15 protein-coding genes are annotated in these 20295 nt (G+C 42.5%); 4 read left to right on the forward strand and 11 right to left on the reverse strand.

Going from position 1 to position 20295, the window contains the following annotated elements:
* Window positions 1-232: 232 nt before the first annotated feature.
* A complete protein-coding gene (locus tag AC1DPK_RS29450; protein WP_339206118.1) occupies window positions 233-595 on the reverse strand; it encodes a DUF423 domain-containing protein in 363 nt (120 codons plus the stop codon).
* 193 nt (window positions 596-788) lie between these two features.
* Between AC1DPK_RS29450 and AC1DPK_RS29455 the strand changes: the two genes are divergently transcribed.
* Window positions 789-2069, forward strand: a complete 1281-nt coding sequence (locus AC1DPK_RS29455; protein ID WP_477512462.1) for an MFS transporter — start codon at window positions 789-791, stop codon at window positions 2067-2069.
* A gap of 120 nt (window positions 2070-2189) precedes the next feature.
* Here the strand turns inward: AC1DPK_RS29455 and AC1DPK_RS29460 are convergent, their stop codons facing one another.
* From AC1DPK_RS29460 to AC1DPK_RS29485, 6 genes are all read right to left on the reverse strand, one after another.
* Window positions 2190-3776 (reverse strand): ABC transporter substrate-binding protein, encoded by a 1587-nt coding sequence (locus AC1DPK_RS29460; RefSeq protein WP_477512463.1) that lies wholly within the window; start codon window positions 3774-3776, stop codon window positions 2190-2192.
* 47 nt (window positions 3777-3823) lie between these two features.
* Entirely contained in the window at window positions 3824-4756 is a 933-nt protein-coding gene (locus tag AC1DPK_RS29465; RefSeq protein WP_076270694.1) for a carbohydrate ABC transporter permease, read from the reverse strand.
* 14 nt (window positions 4757-4770) lie between these two features.
* On the reverse strand, window positions 4771-5691 hold the full coding sequence (locus AC1DPK_RS29470; protein ID WP_339206112.1) for an ABC transporter permease: 921 nt from the start codon (window positions 5689-5691) through the stop codon (window positions 4771-4773).
* A 165-nt stretch (window positions 5692-5856) separates the two neighbouring features.
* The gene (locus tag AC1DPK_RS29475; protein WP_477512464.1) at window positions 5857-7431 is read right to left on the reverse strand and encodes a response regulator; all 1575 of its coding nucleotides are present in this window, start codon (window positions 7429-7431) and stop codon (window positions 5857-5859) included.
* A 28-nt stretch (window positions 7432-7459) separates the two neighbouring features.
* The gene (locus tag AC1DPK_RS29480) at window positions 7460-9199 is read right to left on the reverse strand and encodes a sensor histidine kinase (protein ID WP_441881177.1); all 1740 of its coding nucleotides are present in this window, start codon (window positions 9197-9199) and stop codon (window positions 7460-7462) included.
* A 261-nt stretch (window positions 9200-9460) separates the two neighbouring features.
* Window positions 9461-10675 carry an MFS transporter gene (locus AC1DPK_RS29485; protein ID WP_441881178.1) on the reverse strand — a complete coding sequence of 405 codons (1215 nt, stop codon included), beginning with the start codon at window positions 10673-10675 and terminating at the stop codon, window positions 9461-9463.
* 257 nt (window positions 10676-10932) lie between these two features.
* On the opposite strand from AC1DPK_RS29485, the gene AC1DPK_RS29490 reads away from it, so the two are divergent.
* On the forward strand, window positions 10933-11562 hold the full coding sequence (locus AC1DPK_RS29490; RefSeq protein ID WP_477512465.1) for a YfbR-like 5'-deoxynucleotidase: 630 nt from the start codon (window positions 10933-10935) through the stop codon (window positions 11560-11562).
* 227 nt (window positions 11563-11789) lie between these two features.
* Here the strand turns inward: AC1DPK_RS29490 and AC1DPK_RS29495 are convergent, their stop codons facing one another.
* The 3 genes from AC1DPK_RS29495 to AC1DPK_RS29505 form a co-directional block, all read right to left on the reverse strand.
* Complete coding sequence (locus AC1DPK_RS29495) at window positions 11790-12770, reverse strand: NAD(P)H-binding protein (protein WP_477512466.1); 981 nt, start codon at window positions 12768-12770, stop codon at window positions 11790-11792.
* Between the two features lie 237 nt (window positions 12771-13007).
* Window positions 13008-13526, reverse strand: coding sequence for a TetR/AcrR family transcriptional regulator (locus AC1DPK_RS29500; RefSeq protein WP_477512467.1), 519 nt, complete (start codon window positions 13524-13526; stop codon window positions 13008-13010).
* Window positions 13527-13768: 242 nt separating this feature from the next.
* Entirely contained in the window at window positions 13769-15688 is a 1920-nt protein-coding gene (locus AC1DPK_RS29505) for an AraC family transcriptional regulator (protein ID WP_477512468.1), read from the reverse strand.
* Between the two features lie 118 nt (window positions 15689-15806).
* Between AC1DPK_RS29505 and AC1DPK_RS29510 the strand changes: the two genes are divergently transcribed.
* Entirely contained in the window at window positions 15807-17735 is a 1929-nt protein-coding gene (locus AC1DPK_RS29510; protein ID WP_477512469.1) for an ABC transporter substrate-binding protein, read from the forward strand.
* Window positions 17736-17815: 80 nt separating this feature from the next.
* Here the strand turns inward: AC1DPK_RS29510 and AC1DPK_RS29515 are convergent, their stop codons facing one another.
* Window positions 17816-18664 (reverse strand): helix-turn-helix transcriptional regulator, encoded by an 849-nt coding sequence (locus AC1DPK_RS29515; RefSeq protein WP_339206102.1) that lies wholly within the window; start codon window positions 18662-18664, stop codon window positions 17816-17818.
* A 247-nt stretch (window positions 18665-18911) separates the two neighbouring features.
* On the opposite strand from AC1DPK_RS29515, the gene AC1DPK_RS29520 reads away from it, so the two are divergent.
* A complete protein-coding gene (locus AC1DPK_RS29520) occupies window positions 18912-20291 on the forward strand; it encodes an ABC transporter substrate-binding protein (RefSeq protein WP_441881183.1) in 1380 nt (459 codons plus the stop codon).
* The last annotated feature ends 4 nt before the right edge of the window (window positions 20292-20295 follow it).

The following is a 20295-nucleotide window of genomic DNA, read 5'->3' on the forward strand; positions in this document are numbered from 1 at the left end:
CATGTAAGCGGATTGCCTCCACTTTCGTTGTATCTTCATAATGCTTAAACTTTTGCCCTTTAACCGCCACAAAAATACACCCCCTAGAATTTCATCGGAATAACCTAGGGGTTTTTCCAATGTCTATTCTAAGGGGTGCACTTCACTATAGGGCTGGTGTCATTTTTTTGATCCTAACTCTTTTGATATTCTCTCTTTACTCATTCCAAATCCAATTTCGTTAGAGATGCTCCTAAAGAACACCCACAACGACAAGCACCCAGCCAATCATAAATGAAAGTCCGCCTAGCGGTGTAATTGGACCAAGAAACCGGGCTTTGGCAACACTCAGCACATATAAGCTTCCCGAGAACAAAATAATGCCCGCTACCAAAAACCAGCCTCCGGTAACGATAAGCTGAACATCTGGATACTGTCCTACCAGCAGTCCAATTAATATCAAGCCTAATGCATGCGCAATATGGTACTGCACGCCTACCTCATATACCTTTAGCTTATCCGCTGTTATTTTGCTTTTCAGCGCGTGTGCGCCGAATGCACCAATAGCAACCGCCAGCACCATCAAAATACTGCCGAGCATTACAAATGTTTGCATAGAAAACTCCCACCTCATCTTTAAAGTCGTACATTTAGCATATCATGATTGATCGAGGGAGGGAATTGCTCTCCTAGGTTTCAACCTATTAGACAACAGCACTCTATTTATTTTTCCTTACATAATAATTTCCGATTGATTTACTGTTGCCAGAGGAGTAATGTAGTTTGGTATAGCATCAGGAGGCATCTACGTGAAATTCTTTCAATCTACCGCCACAGAGTGGCAGGGCTGGTCCCGCAATATTCGTTTATTTTTTCTAGCAAACATGTTATATCAAATCGGTACGGGCATGTTCTCGGTACTCTACAATTTGTACATCCACGAGCTCGGTTACCCCGATGCCATGAGCGGAAAAATCGTCAGTATGCAATCACTCGCAACCGCGTTATGTTTCATTCCCATTGGCTTATTCGGCGATCGCGCCAGCCGTAAGCGTTTGCTCGTCATTGGCGCTCTTTGCAGCGGTGTGGTACTCGCTGGACGCTCATTATTTGAAACAGAAAGCAGCTTACTTACAATGGCCGTTCTGACCGGCTTATTTGCTGCGATCTTTCAGGTGCTTGCCATTCCCTTTCTTGCCACAAACGTAGCAAAAGCAGATCGACTGCGCATTTTCAGTATTTTTTCAGCATTTGTACTCGCCTCGCAGGTCGGCGGCAGCCTGGGCGGAGGCGTCATTGCAGATATTATGCAGGCGGCAGGACTAAGTAAGCTGCTCTCTTTTAAAATCGTTTTACTTGCAGGCAGTATAGCGACAATGGCAGCATTTCTACCTTTGCAAGCCATTAGGGAATCTGCGCGCAGCCAGAAGGAAAGTGTTGAAGCAACAAGCGAGCAGCCTGCTTCAAACCAAACAGCACATCCTAATAAAGAAATGTCATTTATTATTAAGTTCGCCTCCATACAGCTTTTGATTGGTATCGGATCGGGTCTTGTTGTTCCTTATTTGAATTTGTATTTCACCAATCGGTTCTCGATATCGCTTAGTGCGATGAGCTTATTGCTTTCATTAGGTCAAGTCATGACCATTATCTCTATGCTCATTGGCCCGTCGCTCGCCAATCGAGTTGGACAAGTGAAAGCGATCGTTATTTTTCAAACTTTATCGCTGCCATTCCTGCTATTAACGGGTTTTACAAACCTGTTACTCGTCGCTTCTATAAGCTTTCTATTCAGACAAGCGCTTATGAATGCGGCCAATCCGCTGCAATCGGCTATTTTGATCGACCGGGTTTCTGCAAAAAAGCAAAGCCTAGCCAACTCCTGTATGCAGACAGCTTTTATGCTTGGATGGGCTACGATGGGACCCATTCATTCTCATCTCATTGCTACCTATGGCTACTACTGGGGATACGCCATCACGTTCAGCATAACTGGAGCACTCTATGTCACGGCATCTATGCTATTTTTTATGTTATTTCGCGAGAAAAAAACGGCTGCCGCAGCAAAAACGCCTTCGGCGTCTATTTGACGCTAAAGCAGCTTTGACCGTTAAATATAAGTGGCTTATAAGATGAAAACTTATACAATCTTATATTTCAAACAGAAAATCAGCCCTCAGATACAATCTGGGGGCTGATTTTTTTTTCAATTATTTCCGCGCTGCAAGGAATGCATCAACTTGGCTTTGTACCTCTGCAATAATCTTATCGATTCCAGCAGCCTTGATTTTTTTCTGCAAATCTTCCAAGCCTTTATCTACATCTTTAATCGCACCGTATTCGAGTGGAATCGCATAACGGAGCATGACGTTGCTCACATTAGCCACTTCTGTTTTCACTTTGCTGTTGTCGAATACAAAGGTTTCAAGCGGGTAGTGATATACCGTTGCTTCCCATGCTTTGCTCATGGCAGATGCCTCTTCTGGGAATGCCGCATCCGTACGATTGAGAGGCGAGTTAAAGCTCCAGTTGGAGAAGCCCGTATAATTGGCAGTCTTGTCTGTCGACTTAAGTTTATCGTCGCCATCAGCTACATAATTCACGCCATCAATACCGTACATCACGAGATTATGAAGTTCTTTATCATTTTGCATCAAGTTAATGAACATGAGCGCACGTTCTGGATTTTTCGAAGTCGCATGAACCGATGTTCCATTTTGCGTAGCAACGGCTTGAGACTTTTTCTTAGCAGGCGTAATATCAGCAAGTGCAGCTTTATATGGAGAGTTTTCTCTTTCCATCGCCGCCTTCAAGGAACCGAGCGTACCCATATTATGAGTAATCGAAGCCGTTTTGCCTTCTTTAAAATCCTGCTGGTGATCGTTTTTGTTGTTCAATACGTTTTTTGACCAAGCATTATGATCTGCAAGATCCTTATAGTAGTAGAGCAACTGCTTGAACTCTTCTGTTTCATACACATTGAAGATTTTGCCCGTCTCATCTGTCAGCTTAAATCCGATCGGAAGATCGAAATCAAGCATATTCCACTCACTTTGCTGCTTAAGCAAAATACGATCTAAATTGTGCAGCTTCCAATCACCTGTTTCTGGAGTAAAGGGTACGATACCCTTCTCATTTTCAGAAACCGCCTTTAAGTAATTCGCGTAAGCTTCAGGACTGTCGATCGCAGGAAGATTATATTTTACACGCAAATCTTCACGGTACAAGATGAGCTTCTCAACGGACTCTCCGCTGTTCTGTGGTACCATGTATAGCTTGCCGTCAACCTTTGCTTGATCCCAGCTGGATTTCGGCATGATTTCCCAAGTTTCCGGCATGTATTTAGACAGCATATCTTCCGTTAGCTCTAAAAATCCGCCCTTCAACGCCTGATCATTATATCCAGCCCAGTTCGCGGAATAAATTAAGTCAAATTCTTCATTGGCTGCTAGTTTCAATGGATACTTTTGAGCCCAATCGGACCAATCTAGAAATTCGCCATCAATTGTCGCATTAATTTTTTCCTTCAGCTTCTTATTAATTTCAGCAAACACCGTATCATAATCTACCGGCTTCGGACCTACAAAAATCATTTTAAGCTTAACTTCCTTGGAAGTATCGATCCCCTCTTCTGCAGCGGCAGGCTGCTCAGTAGCTGGCTGTTCCGTAGCGGTCTCGGTTCCTTCGTTCGCTGGTTTCGGAGATGCGGCTTCTTTGTTGCTGTTGCCTGAGCATGCACTTAAAATGAAAACGAATGTTAGTACAAATGCCAGCCAAAGCGATTTTTTCTTAAACATGCTGGAGACCCCCAATTCATATATTGATAAACCAGGATTGCCTGGAACTATCCTTTTACAGCGCCAATCGTTAATCCTCTAACAAAATATTTTTGAACGAATGGATAAGCGATTAGAATGGGTCCGCTTGCTACGATCGTCATCGCCATCTTTAAACCCTCTGTCGGAAGGCTTGTCGTAACAACCGCGCCTGATCCCATCATCGCCTTGCGCATGCCGTCCATATTGCCTAACATTTTGTACAAATAATACTGAAGCGGCATTAATTTCTCATTCGAAATAAATAACAGCGCATTATACCAATCATTCCAGTATCCGAGTGCCAAGAACAAACCTATTGTAGCCAAAGCTGGCTTGGACAGTGGAAGAATAAGTCGCATAAAGATTAGAAAATCGCCTGCACCATCTATTTTTGCTGACTCCGTAATCGCTTCCGGTATACCGCTCATGAATGACTTCATCACGATAATATAGAAAACATTGAACAACAGCGGGACAATTAAAGCTAGCGCGGTATCCTTCATATGGAGATAGTTGACGATGAGCAAATACCAAGGAACAAGTCCGCCGCTGAACAATGTGGTGAAGAAGAAATAAAACGAAAAGTGATTACGCCATTTAAAATCCTTTCTACTTAGACAATAAGCAGTCATCGACGTTAGAAACAAACCAGCTATCGTGCCAATCGCGGTAACAGCTATTGTTACGATGTAAGCATTAATCATTTGATCCGGGTATTTGAAAAGTATTTTGTAAGCTTCCAATGAAAATTCGCTTGGGAAAAGCTGAAACCCGTCCACAACAATTTTGCTCTCATCCGTTAGGGATGACGATAAGATCAAAATAAATGGAACGATACATAACAAGGCCAGCATCACAAGCGCGGTATAGCCAATCGCATAAAATAACCGTTGATCCACTTTTTTTATTTTAGCAGCCTTGACTGCTTTCTTATTTAAACTCAAGCCGGATGCATTCATGTCTTGACCCCCATTCAGAATAAAGCGCGATCCTTATCATATTTACGAACAGCATAGTTGACTAGCATGATTGTCGTGAAGCCAAGTATAGACTGATACACGCCTGCCGCCGCTGACATTCCGATCTCGTTGGTTGTGATAAGTGACCTAAATACGAAGGTATCGATGACATCTGTGGAGGAGAACAACACCCCGTTATTGCCAACCATGTTGTAGAACATGCCGAAATCACCGCGGAAGATGTTGCCGACTGCCAATAAGACTAAAATAATAATGGTCGGATACAGGTTCGGAATCGTGACTCGCATCATTCTTTGGAAAATATTAGCCCCATCAATTTCAGCAGCTTCATACATTTCCGTGTCAATGCTCGTAATAGCGGCCAAGTACATTACCGTTCCATAACCAAGCATCTTCCAAGCGGAGACAAATACAAGTATAAACGGCCAATATTCAGGTGTATTATAAATGTCGACCGGCTCCATCCCAAAGCTCTTCAGCAGGACGTTCACCGTACCAATGTCACTATTCAATAAATTGTAGGCAATCGCTCCAACTACGACCCAAGAGATAAAGTATGGGAGAAAAATAACCGTTTGCGTAATTTTACGGAACCATTTGCCGCCAACCTCAAACAAAAATATGGCCGCGAACATTTGCAGTAAGTTGTTTACGACTATAAAAGCTATGTTGTACAACGCCGTGTTTCTTGTCACCCGCCAAGCATCGCCCGATTCGAAGAAAAAGCGAATGTTGTCGAGGCCATTCCACGGACTTCCAAACACACCGCCCGCATAATCATAATGCTTAAAAGCAAGAATGATGCCGACCATCGGAATGTAGGCAAACAGGAGATAAAATAGAACGGCAGGCGCCAGCATGAAAAGGATTACTTTATACTTGTTCAGATCATTCCAAAATCGATGTCGAATCATCAACACTGCCCCTCTCTTCTCTATGTACACATATTATAAAAAGCAGCGGTAAATAAATTAATTATGTGAAACAACTAAAACCAATACTAAATCAACGATTTGAATATCTTTTGCAAAAAAAATAGCCCAACGCCTGTTTTTGACTTGAGCCTTGCACTACATTTTTTAGATTTTATGCTTTTTTCGATATTCTCCAGGTGACAGCCCCATCGCTTGTTTGAATTGTCTATTGAAATAAATAATATTTTTATAGCCGACCTGCTCGGCAATTTCATAAACCTTCTTTGCCGGGTCCTTTAATAGCTCGCACACCCGCTCCATCCGCAATTGATTGAGATAATCGCTGAATAGTATGTTCGTCTCTGTTTTAAATAGCTGTCCCAAATAATTTGGTGTGAAGTCAAAGTGGGCAGCAACCTCATTGAGCGTTATTTTATGATCCAATCGCTGCTCGATATAGGCTGTAATTTGATCAATCAGCTTGCGCTTCTGCCGCTGCTTCTTTAAATACAGCAGTTCAGACAGTTCAAAGAACCGTCTCCTCAGCCAAGAGAGGATATCATGCACCGTTTCAAATTCAAATAAAATAATCGGATGATGAGATTCCCATTTCAGCATTTCGTACATATGTTCATTCATTTGCTGCAAATCAGCATGAAGCTTGGAGGTAATACGAATAATGAGATCATAAATATCGTTTTTCTGGGTCAACGGTTTTTCACCGTTTAAGAGCTGAAGCAAACAGTCGTCAATAGTCGTCAGGTCATACTCCAGCATCGCTCGAAGCATAACATCAACAACCTCTTCAAAATTTGATGCGGCTGATTGTTTGGGGCTCCACTGGAAAGCGCCTTGAATGATTCGATTTTTACCCATGATCCATTTGATGCTTAATCCTGCTTTCGCCTGCCGATAGGAGTCATGAAGCTTAGCGATATCATTCGTGTACATGCCCATCCCAATCGTAATGGAGCAAGAGAACGTCTCATTAAATTGCCGAACGAGTTGTTCCAGCAACGCCGTCATATACTCCTCTTGAACAGCAGCCAGCAGAACATAATGGTAATCATAGCTTGTCATCATACTGCCCAAGTTGTTGTCCAATGCAAAATTGCGAATAAAGAGGGTGATCTGATTCATAAACAATCGCCGCTCTTCCTCACTTTTCTCCTTAAGCTTCCATGCGAGATCATCAATCTCAATAATCGAGACAGAAGCTCCCTGCTGTAACAGAGGCGATAAAATCGTATGAATATGTGCTTCAACCTGACCTGGCGTCGCTTCATTAAACCACCGAAGCAGCAGCTCCTGATTTACTAGCGATAAGGTTTCAGACAAGGCCATATTCTGCTGCCGTTCGTTCTCAATCTTAGAGCAAATGAGAACGAGCATATCATTGAGCTCACTATCATCTACAGGCTTAAGCAAATAACCGCTGGCATTCAGTTGAATGGCCTCTTTGGCATAACTGAAATCCTGATGTCCGCTTATAAAAATAATATGAACCTGAGGATTAATTTCCTTTGCCTTGCGAGCAAACTCCATTCCAGACATGATCGGCATTCGAATGTCGGACAAAATAAGATCGATGCGCTTCTGTTCCATTATCTTCAAAGCTGCAAATCCACTGATTGCCGTTCCTACATCTTGGAGGGATAGCTGTTCATTGCCCGCTACCCGGCGCCTTAACCACTCCAAATCTATTGCTTCATCGTCTACCAATAGGATGCTGATATCCATGTCGGTACTCTCCTCCTCTGGCGCATCATTATGACAGCGGTTCCAAATCTTCAATGATTTCTTCATCGATCGGAAGAATAATTTGCACCGTCGTTCCTGCTCCATATATGCTGCCGATATGAATGCCAAAGTCCTTACCGTATCTTAGCTTGATACGTTCCTCCACATTTTTCAGACCGTATCGGTCTGAATGGATCGTGCTTGCCAGCATTCTTTTCAGCGTTTCCGGTCTCATCCCGATCCCGTTATCAATAATTTTCAGCTCAATATGGCTCCCGAGACGTTTCCCAGTAATACGAATAGCGATCGTTTCCCCAAACCAAGCATGTTTGAAAATATTTTCGACAAACGGCTGAAGAATCAGCTTAATAACCGGGATATGTGCAATTTCAGGCTCAATATCGAAATACACCTTAAAGGTATCTGCATACTTCACTCTTTGAATGTCTAGATAGGATTCCACCTGTTCAAGCTCTTTCTCAAGCGTGATATAAACATTGCCTCCGTTTAGCGTAAGCCGATAAAACTTGGACAGCGCCTGCACCATCTTTGTTACTTTATCTACTTCCCCTAAGTTAGCCAGACTGCCGATCGTTGAGAGTGTATTGTATAAAAAATGAGGGCTAATTTGCGCTTGGAGCACATCAAGCTCTGCCTGTTTTTTCTGAATGCCCTGCACATATACATTTTTGATGAGGTCCTGAATGCTGGTTGCCATCTGATTAAAAGAATCTGCAATATGAACAAATTCATCATTTCCTGTAAAACCAATCCGCTTATAAAAATTCCCTTCTTGGAACGATTGCACGAGCGTTACAATACGCTTCATCTTTTTCCCTGACAGACGGGCAACAATCACTCCGATAAACGCCATAACCAAGAAACTGATGAAGCAAACGGTACTTATCGCTTTTTTCATTCTGGTCGCATCTTTATTTAGATAGGAATGAGGAACCAACGTCTCGATCACAAAATTTGTTCCTGGAATCTCTTCCCTCACACTCAAATATGATTTCATGCTAGCCTTCTCATCTATGCTTCCTCGTTCATATAGATTAAGTCCAGAAGCCATATCAATTAATCGCAGGCTAATGCCCTCTTCGATTGGGAATGTATCAAAGTTGCCTAACAATTCATCGAAGCGAGCCGTAACGCGCAAATAGCCGATCGTAGACGAAATGCCGCTGGATGTGACTAATCTACGGAAATGAGAGATGTTGTTTAGTTTTTGGTCCGAATCGACCTGAATCCATAGATGGTCTTGGAATGTAGAGGAAATGGATTTAAACCAATCCGTATTCTCTATACTGTGATGAGATAGAACATAATAGTCACGCCTGCCAATCGGGGTGGCCATATCATCGCCCGAAACTTCAAGCATATTTTCGTTTACCGTATAGAGCGCCAGTCTAATATTGTTTCCATACAGCAGGAGAGGCGCCTTCATTTGCGGAATAATATCATCCCTCATTTTAAGCATCATATCGAGCTGGTCTCCTTCAAATTGAAGAGCGTTCTGGAAAGTAATGCTGCTGAAAAGTGTACTGGACATTCGCTGGATCTCATCCAGCTGATATTCAATATTGCTCCTCGTCTGCTTCATAGCCGTCCGAATATTCGTTTCTGCCATCTCTGTTCTCGACTCAATGAGCATCGTATAGGAGATGTATCCGATTACAGCGTCAGTCAGCAGCACAAGAATAAGATACGGAATCATCATCTTGTACGTAAACGGAATATACATTTTATTCGGAATGAATCTCTTCATTTTCTCCCGCCTTTAGCCCGTTCTACCCATAAATTAAAATGATAGCTTCATATTATTGTAATAAAAATCCATATAATTAATAAAGATATTACAGTATGGCTTCATTAAATACAATCGGTTGTAGAATGATAATAATAGAAAAATGCTGGCTAATATCGCATAATGCAAAAAAAACCACAACCAGATACGGTTGTGGCTTCTAAGTATATTCTCTTATTTATTCATTCTTTTCTTCCTTTAAGCCTCAGCTAATGCTGGGACTTATTTCACTGCTATTCCTACATGCAATCTTTTCAAAAAGTTGTTTAATTTTTCCGTACACAAGAGCATAGCAATCGCAAATATAATAATAAACCATGGAAAAATACTAATCGTTGTATTCGTTGCAAGCAATCCTAGAAAAGGGGGCACTAGCGTACTGCCCGTATAGGCAGCAGCCATCTGAAAACCCATAATAGACTGTGCGTTCTTTTTCCCRAATCGCGCAGGTGTTTCATGCAGCATACACGGAAATATCGGAGCTAATCCAAGCCCTACAATCATAAATCCGACAAGCGAGACGATAGATGGCAACGGCAGCACTAGCACTACTGTTCCGATTAATGCGATCAGCTGGCCGTACCTAATCAGCATGCGACTGCTCATTTTAAATGTTATAAATCCAGTAATCATTCGACCAACTGTAATTCCGACAAAGAACCATGATACCCATTGCGCAGCTGTCGCTGCAGGCAAATCTTTAATATTTACAAGAAAGCTGCTTCCCCATAATCCCATGCTGGCTTCAATGCCGCAGTAAAATAAAAAGGTTAGCATCGCTAATTTGACCCCTTTTATTTGCCATGGCTTCTTATTTTCAGCGGCCTGCTCCAACTTCTGATCATGCAGCTCGTTTTGAGCATCAGCATTTATGACATGGCTGTTTTTTGCAACTTTATCCCATAAAGGAAGAGAAACAAATAAAATGACGACTAAAATAAACTGAATAACTGCAACCGTGAGATAACCATCTCTCCAAAGATTTTGACCTGAGATAGACGAAGCCATAATGATTGGACCTAACGTAGCTCCTACTCCCCAAAAACAGTGCAGCCAGCTCATATGATGAGCTTTGTAATGGGTAGCCACATAGTTGTTTAATCCTGCATCTACACTGCCCGCGCCAATACCTAAAGGAATCGCAAAAATAATTAACCATATAATTGAAGGAGACCATGCAAAACCAAGTAGAGCTCCTGCTGTCAGGATGCAGCTCACAAGCGTTACCTTCCCCGTGCCAAAACGGTGCAGTACGGTACCACTTATCAAGCTCGAAACGATCGTGCTAGCTGCAATAACCATGGAAATGCTTCCAGCCGTTCCTAATGACGCATTCAAATCCATTCTCATCACAGGCCATGCCGATCCGAGCAAGGAATCCGGCAATCCTAAACTAATAAAAGCCAAATAAATAATAATTAAAAAGAACGTTGCCATCGTTATCTGATCTCCTTGGTGTTCGTCATCCATTTGTTTAAGAAGGTTCATGCCGACTTATTAAAGATCTTTAATAAGTCATTATGATAATAGCAGGATTACGTCATACTGACAAGAGAATAAATCAATGCTTGCCCTATTAGTTATTACATATATTACCTAATTCATTTTATCGTCCATTAACAAATGAGCTTTATACTAACTCTAATGCCTCGCATTGTACATCATCTTTGGGAAAAAGAAAGGAATTGCATGCTATGGGAATTCATACGTACTTTCAATCACTTAACGATCTCGAACGTATCATTCGTTGTCCAGGTAAATTTAAGTTTGAAGAGCACAGCGTATCCGCTCATTCTTGGAAGGTTGTTCAATACGCCAAAACATTAGCAGATATTGAAGAAACGAACGGCGTCACAATAGACTGGAAGAAGCTTTACGAAATTACGAGCAGCCATGATTATGGTGAAATATTTATTGGAGACATTAAAACACCAGTGAAGCATTACTCCTTAGAACTGCGTGGCATGCTGCAAAAGGTTGAGGAAGGCATGATCGCTCTTTTTATCGAGGAAAATATTCCTGAAGAATTTAAGCCTATTTTCCGCAGACAACTGCGCGAGGGCAAGGATGAATCCGTCGAAGGTCTAATTCTTGAAGTAGCTGATAAGCTTGATCAAGTTTACGAGGCGCTTACGGAATTGCAAAGAGGCAACACCGAAAAGGAATTTGTCGTTATGTACCGTGAAGCGCTCGTCAAAATCAAAAAAATAAAGCTGCATTGTGTAGATTATTTTTTAGAGAACATTTTACCAGACATCGTGAAAGAAAGCTCCAATTGTCCTGTCGATATTCAAAAGATTACAAAGGAAGCCTTAGAGCTGTAGCTTTCACTTCAACTCCTGTTAAATCCCGTAATAAACCTCGGCAATACATCACCTTTTATATGCCTGTAGTCAATGCTTGCAAAATGGCAACACGCCTCATTTACCACTAATCTTCCCTCCTTTTTTTAAATCAAACCCACTATCCCTTCTGTTTTTTAACAAAATACCGCGAACTGTGGTTGTTTAAAACCACAATTCGCCGTATTTCAATCCGTACTTTTTTAGCCTCAACGCGATATTGCCTCTTTTACTTCATTCCGTTTCATAAGTGTATTAATTGTAGCCTTAATCCCTATCTCGTATGGAGTGGCAGGGATCGGTCCGACAAGCCGCATATATTTTTCACCGCTTAATAAGAATGGTTCCTCAGTTAAATACAGCATCTCAACGACCTCTTTCATAACTGGGGAAAATAAACCGAGCAGCGATAAGCCCATTTTGCCAAGCGGTATGACTGGTTTTGACGTACCTGCTGCCCTCTGGGCTATCTTTACAAAATCGCGGCCAGAGATGACGCCTGACGCTGGAATATGCCAGTTCTGCTCATAAGCATCCTCCCTAATGGCCAGCTCCACGATCATAATTGCCGCATCCGGCAAATAAACAAATTCACGAGCAACCTTCATCGTTCCAATAAATACGGAAGGTTTGCCAGCTGCAATTCCCTCTAAAGTGGATCCCAAATAGGATGCTTGGTTAGCAGATGGGCCATAATAGTCAGGTAAACGAACAATCATTTTATGCGCCTTATTCCACCGTGGGCTAAACACCATTTGCTCGTACTGCAGTCGAATCTTTCCTTTTTTAGTGTGCGGATTTTTAGGATGATCCTCAGTTGCCTGATTAGTCGTTTTTCTCCCATAAGGATAAATGCCATCCACAACGACGATTTTTGCACCAAGCTGATTAGCAGCCTCCATAACTGCCTCTCCCATAGGGATCAGCTTCGTATGCATGTCATTGTACGGCACATTCGCGCAGCTAAAAATAACCTCATGACCTTCGCAAGCTGATATCAGCTCTTTGGTATTAAGAACATCTCCAACTTTAAGCGATAGATGCTTAGGATTACCCAATTCCATCGCAAGCTGTTTCAGCTTTTGATGAGACCGCCCGAATGCCGTAGTCTCGATTCCTCTCTTTAGAAGCTCCTCAACAATGGGAGCACCTGTACCTCCGGTAGCACCTAATACAATAGCTTTTTTCATTATTATTCACTCCTCAAATTTGTGATTGATCAATCACTAACACGTTGGCGTACGAGCAATGCATTGACTTCAAAAACAAACAACAAATCAATTACCTTGGCAAACTTCTAACACGGTCTGTATCTAAATAGCCACGGTAGCCCCTAATATGCCAAGTATTTTAAATGTATTTTATTGATGTAAAACATTTATTGATTGATCAATTACATCAATAGGTTAAAGAGCCAAAAATCAGCTCTAATACATTAACTCCGGCAAGGCTAGCGCCATCGAGACATTACACAGCATGCCTCTAGCCAAAAATATAACCGTTTTATCTTTCGGATTCTCAAGCCCAGCTTGCTGGAATGCATGTAACACTAACTGCTGCACTTCACGATATCCATTTCGCATAACCTCGACAATCGCTTCGTCTTTTATCGTCTGAGCCTGCATTAACAGCAGCGTTTCATTCTGATACGATTTCATGACTTCTATATAAGCTTCAACAAGCTCCTTCTCAAGCTGCTCTGGTCCCGCTGTCTCAATCACGCTGCGAAATGCATCTACGATGCGTGTCCATGAAACCTCCAAAGCTTCTTTCAACAGAATTTCCTTCGTTGCAAAAAAACGAAAAACATACGGCTGTGATATTTGAGCACGTTCAGCAACCTTTGCGGTTGTCGCGCGATAATATCCAATTTCAGCGAAAACTTCAATCGCAGCAGCAATAATATCTGTACGGCGATTAACGGACGCTGCTGTATTTTTTTCCATCGTATCTTCCACCTTTAAGTACTCACTTGTTAGTAATTGATCAATCACTAACTGAGTTGATCATAACTTATCGCTTGAAGGAATGCAATAGCTTTTTAGCCCTGCTACAATTTAAACACATGAGTTCAATCAATTGAAATCAATAAAACGAAGACAACAGCTGCATATCCACTGTTATCTTCGTTTTTGAATAACCCATTATTGCTGTACCCTATTCCACAGGCAACTCACATTAACTACAGTCACTTACCAACTAACCATTCTGCTATTTCTTCAGTCTGGAGTAGGATCGCTATGGGGTCCCARTACCATGACCGGTCGCTTCCCCATATGTACACCCTATCGTTCTTGACCGCATCAAGCGTATTCCAAATCGGATCAGCCTTGAGATCTGCAAGGGTATGCGAATCGGAAGTCAGTATTATATAGTCCCCCACATATTTCGGCAATACCTCATTGGATATCGATGCCCAGCCCGGATCTTTCATTTCATCAACAACGGCAGCTGGCGGCTTGAAGCCAAATCCTCCGTAAACGGCTTGCCCACCCTTGCCAAAGTTTGCGCCTACCACAGAAATATTTTTATCCATTATTTCTAGAATGGAGAAGGTACTGTCAGCCGGAACGACCTGCAATACTTTTTGCTTGGCTTCGGCTATTCTTCGATCATAATCATTGAGCCACTTCTCTGCTTCCTGTTCCTTACCGAGCAGCTTGCCGAAATAGGTAATTTCCTCATGAACGGTTTTCAATGATGCATAAGGTATGATAACCGTAGGTGCGATTTTTGGCAGTTGTTCATTCATTTCAGCGTAGGTATCATCCATAATTATAAGATCAGGTTCCATCTCCAAAATTTTCTCGATATTGCCATTCCCGTCTCCTATATCTTCAACGCCCTTTAAAGCATCACCGAAATAAGGGTTTTTAATATGATGGTTAGAAGTACCGATAGGGACAACACCAAGCGCAATGAGGCTTCCTAAATATTCACCTGCTACGATTCGTTTCGGATGCGTGGGAACTTCTATATCTCCAGCAATCGTAGAGATGGTTTTGGTCTGGGATTCCTCGGCAGGGGGCGACGCTGTCGCTGTTGATGGATTAGTCGTCTCCACTGCACTTTCTACCCCACAGGCACTCAATAATAAAATAAAACTTAATAGCAATCCCGCCACCATGGACGGTTTGAATGGTTTAATCATGGGTATTTCTCCCTCTTCACTTCGTTGATAATGATTATCATTTAAATCAGTATAGCCGAGTAGATTGGGGGAGACAATGGACGATCTCATGCTTATGGAAGGATAATCTTCTATCTTGTGCTTGGATGAGTACTTCAATTTATATTGTGTCGGTGACATGCCTTTATTTTTTTTGAACATTCTGCCTAAATAATAAGGGTCCTGATAACCAATACCGATAGCGATTTCTCTTAGCGTGGCATCGGTACTGAGCAGCAGCTCTGCTGCCTTATCGATGCGTACCTTGATCAAATAATCGATCGGACTGAGGCCTGTCCGGCTTTTGAAATAAGTAGACAAATGGGGAACACTGTAATTCAAAGTTTCAGATAAGGATTCCAAAGTAATGGACTCTGCATAACGTTCATGAATAATCGAAATGATTTGAGCTGCCAAATCGCGTTTTTCCGGTCGCACACCCTGTACCTGCATTTGATTTAATAAATCATATACAAATTGATGGAGCAAAGCCTTCACACGCAATCTCCCCAGTGGTTCTGCCCTTCCCCATTCCTTATGCATGTCTGTCATGCTGCGATATAATGCTACCGGAAAAGCAGGCACAAAGCCGTATTGGGCATGAAAAGGTTGGGCGCGCTCTACCAGATCGATCATTTCCTGCCGAACAGGCGATGGAATACGTGCTTTATAATAAATAACATAATATTCAAACCCCTCCGCACCAGCACGAATATCCAAAACTGATCCTTTGCCAGTATGAAATATTTTGAATCGTTTGGCATGGTGATCGACACCATCCAGACAAACTTGCGCACTTCCTTGAATAGACATCACAAATATGCTGGCAGGTACGGAGTAGGCAGTTAACGATTCTTCGGCTTTCATATTGATGTGACGGACATCAAAAATGGTGCAAAAAGCATGATTCCATGACACCAAATGATCATGCAATTCCATTTTCAGAAACCTGCTTTCTCTATACGCGCTTAATGGGGTACGATATGATTATATATTATAAATGATATGTATTCTCACTAGTAAAATAATTCTATGTAATCCGTCACGGGGTGTGGTTATGGAATGGCATGAGACCATCACAATATGGAGCCAAACGCCGGTTAAAGTGCTTGATATTCGGCATTTGGCAATGAAGACAGGTGAGGGATTGCAAGCTTACCGCCTTCCAGCAAATGCTTTTATCTTCACTAACCAAGGTGAGGCTAAAATAAGTCTTGATGGAATGGCTGTCGAATCCGCAAATTCCCAGCTGCTGCACGGCGGCAAAGGCGCATCGCTGAATATCAGCTGTCTGAGCCGTCCTTTTGACTACTATCTTATTTTATATAAACCTTTGCGCGGCTTATCTCCTCAATCTACCCAAAGACAAGCTGAACAGCATGCTCCATTTGGGCAGCAATATACTTTTAAAGCAAAACACCCCTTGTCTCTGCTTGCTCTGCTTGAGTCTATGCAGCAGCATTGGAAGCTGAGTGAAGAGCTGGACCGGCTGCAGGTGACAGGCCTCTTCTACCAATTCGTGCATGAGCAGTTCCGCCAGCTGCGTATCGCTGATACTGAAGCTGCCCCGCCAGATCTGGCTGTACAGATCGCTAATTATATTCATGCGCATTATCACGAAACGATCTCCATGGAGATGATCGCGAATATATTTCATTACAGCACACACTACCTCTCCAGAGTGTTTAAACGAAAATATGGATGCAGCCCTATGGAGTATCTCGTTCAGACACGTATGAATCAAGCTAAGTTTTTGCTAAATGAAACAGAGGTGACCATTCGTGATATCGCCTACAGTGTCGGATATGCAGATATGTATTATTTTAGCCGCCTTTTCAAAAAGCAAACTGGCGAAACACCAGCTCAGTTCAAAATGCATAACCTCGGTTTAAAAAGTTCAGTTCGCACAAATTTTATGCCCGAATCGTTCATTGCTCCCTCCCTAGAAGAAGGTTATATTGTTAAAAGTGATAATCATTATCAACAAGATACTTGGAGAGTGGATGAAATGAGTTTTGGTTTTAAGCCTTCTTTTGCTGTAACGCTATTGTTTAGCCTATCGTTGCTGCTTGCTGCTTGTGGTGGTTCAGATTCAAATGTGCAGCAGTCTACGGAGGGCGATAATAAGCAGCAAAGTGAAAGTACAGATACATTGCCGGCAGAGACTAGGCTTTATAAGGATGCATTAGGGCGAGAAGTGACTATCCCCGTTAAGCCGAGCAAGGCTGTCGTCATTACATACGGTGGTTATTTGCTGCCGCTAGGACTAGAGCCAGTTGGGGTCGATCAAGGTACACTTGAACAATATCCAGACACCATGACAGAGGCTGAAAGTATTGGTGATGGACTTGGCAATGCAGAGGCTATATCTGCCCTGCAACCAGACATCATTATACTGCCAGACTATCATAGCGCTGAAATCTACGAAACTTATCAGAAAATAGCTCCAACGGTTGCCGTAGCATGGGGCGGCGATCCAGATGTCATCAATACGCTCCGAGCGATGGGCGATGTCATGAACCGGAAGCCAGAGGCGGAAGCATGGATTTCTACATTCGAGGAGAAGCTTGAGCGTATCCGAGATGAGATCAATATTAATATTAAAGAAGGTACAACCGCCATCACGTTCATTCTTTATAAGGGCGAGGTTCTATTGGGAGGCAAAGGCGGTACTTTGGGCAAGCTGATCTATGAGGATCTAGGCTTCCAAATGCCAGAGCAATTTGAGAAATTTGCAGACGGCGGCGCTGCGTTGTCGATGGAATCTTTGGCTGATCGGCCTGCAGACTATTTCTTCACACAAATGAAGGATGAAGAGCTGGAAGAGATGACAAAGCTATTCCAAGAGCCTCTCTATAAAGCCATTCCCGCAGTAAAAAATAATCGTGTCTTAAACATAACCCGTAATAAATGGAATTATGGTCCTGACCTCGTGGATGAAGCGGTAGATGCGTTAATCGCACAGGTAGAGCAGTCGCAGAAATAAGGTTGAACTATAACTAGCTTAATCTAAAAAAGCCAACAACCGCGCATGATTTGCGTCGGAGTTGGCTTTTTTTTATTGGATTAATTCAATTCAAACTTATAGGCTTGGCGGTATTTGAGCGGTGAATGGCCAGTAATATCTTTGAAAATACGTCCAAAATGCGTCATGCTCTCAAAGCCTACCTTTTCAGCAATATCAGCTATTTTCAAGGTGCTCCCCGTTAAGAGCTGGCGTGCCTCCTTGATTCGAACATTGTTCAAGTACTCTGTGAAGGTGAAGCCTGTGTTCTCCCGAAACATTTTGCAAAAGTAAGAGGAGCTGATGAAAAACCTGCTGGATATGCCCTGAATCGTTTGGTTTTCATGATAATGCTGGTTCAAATAGTCAACGATTTCGAAAATCTTTTTATTGATCGGATTGCTTCCATCATGTTCAGCTGCAGGAAGCGTTGACGTCTTGCGGTAAAGGAAAATAAGCAGCTCGAACAGCAGTGTTTTTAAATAATATTCATAGCCGGGAGGCTGCTTAATAAATTCCGCAATCATTTTATCGAAAAGCTTCTCGATCATGCTTTGTTCTTGGCCGTTTAAGGGCATGAAATTTTTGCCGCTTGAAAAGCTGGATAGCACATGAAAGCTGTCATTGTAAGGAAACATATCCTCAAGGAATTCCTCTTGAAACAACAGCGTAATCCGCTCAAATGATTCTCTGCTTGAATTGACCAGCTTATGAATCTCATTCACATTGATGATCAATAACGCGCCGCCAACCACCTGATAGCTTTTATCCTCGATAAAGTAGCTGATATCACCAGAGACGAGATAGAAGATTTCATAGCCATTATGATAATGACGTGATGGCATGCTTGTGTCAGTTTTTCTCTCACGACTAATATCAAACTTCGCAGCTTCATAAAAATTTGACTCCACAAACATTACACCACCATGTAAAGTAATGAGTTTATATTCAAAGTAATATACGTAGAAAAATGATAAATTAGATAAGATATGTGCTTATAATTCATATTATCATATGCTATATTGGTTAGCAATAAGGCATAACAACAGTGGGTGATGCATAGTAGAACATGCTTTTGGAATGAAATATCAATAATTCGAGTTAGTTTTATTAACATTTTGTAAATGTGGGTTCAAAAAAACGAATACGGGGGTTGTCATGAAAAATCTAATAACGAAAAATCGTTTAGTGATGAGTGCACTTCTTTTGTTTTCCCTTTCTACCACGTTGTCTGCTTGCGGCGGTGAAGCCGGGTCAAAAAATAACAGCAACGGAGGGGTAAAGAACAACGGCAAGGATAAGGTTGAGATCGTTTGGGTAATGGCAGCAGACCCAGACAAAAAGGCATGGCAGGACGCAATGGTTTCGACCTTCGAAGAAAGCCATCCGAATGTTAAAGTGCGGCTTGAGAATATCCCGTACGATCAATTCGATCAAAAGCTGACTACCTTGATTGCCAGCGGCAATGCGCCAGATGTTTGGAATCCTAATCAGGCGGATAGCGGATTTGCTACTTATATGAAGATGGGCGCATTGAAGGACCTTACTCCTTATATTGAGAAAGGGGCTCCCGAGCTCGATACAATGGACCCTAACCTGCTCGATATTTATAAAATCAACGGCAAAAATTACGGCGTTCCGCTCGTAAGCAACGCTACTTATCTTTATTACAACAAGGACTTATTTGATGCTGCTGGCCTTTCTTACCCGACGACCGACTGGGATGATAAGTCTTGGAATTTTGATGCGATGCTCGAAACCGCACAAAAGTTGTCTCATGACGTAGGTGACGCTCGCAAGCAGGTTTTTGGTTTCTCCAGCGCATTAAGCGCAAATGCAATGACATGGCTATTCGGAGGAGATCTATTCAAGCCCGAAGCTTATACATCTGGCGTAATGGGTGAGCCTGATCTAATGAAACCGATTAACGTCGAAGCGCTGCAGTTCAATGTGGATTTGATCAATAAATACAAAGTAGCGCCGGACGCAGAGACAGTAGCCGCATCCGCGCAGCTGGGCGATCCTTTCCTTACCGGCAAAGTCGGAATGTACATCTCCGGCGGCTGGGGACTCGGCTCTTACAAGCAAGCGGATTTCAAATGGGGCGTTGCGGCTGTTCCCTATCATGATGGACGCAAGGTTACCCTTTATGTTGACCCTTGGAGCATCTCAGCAACAAGCAAGCATCCCGACGAGGCTTGGGAATTCGTCCGGCATTTAGCTAATCCAGCTGAAGGCGGCGGCGCCTACCGTTACATGAATGAAGTAGGGAGAACGCCGGCAGACGCGAGCCTATTCAAGCTTTGGTATGACAAAATGGGTGCAGAAATCGGCATGGACCCTGAGGCATTCAAGCAGGTTCACGAAGGCTCGATCAAGTATGGCCGGGAAGCTGAAAACCATTTGATCGTCAAATTCAATACGGTTCTAGAAACGATGAACCAATCGCTCTATCTGGTATGGGGAGGCAAGAAGAGCATAGCCGACGGTTTGAAAGTGTTGAATGATAACCTCCTATCGTTGAATTTGAATCAATAGCAGC

It is taken from the genome of Paenibacillus sp. 01T424, from assembly GCF_056398745.1.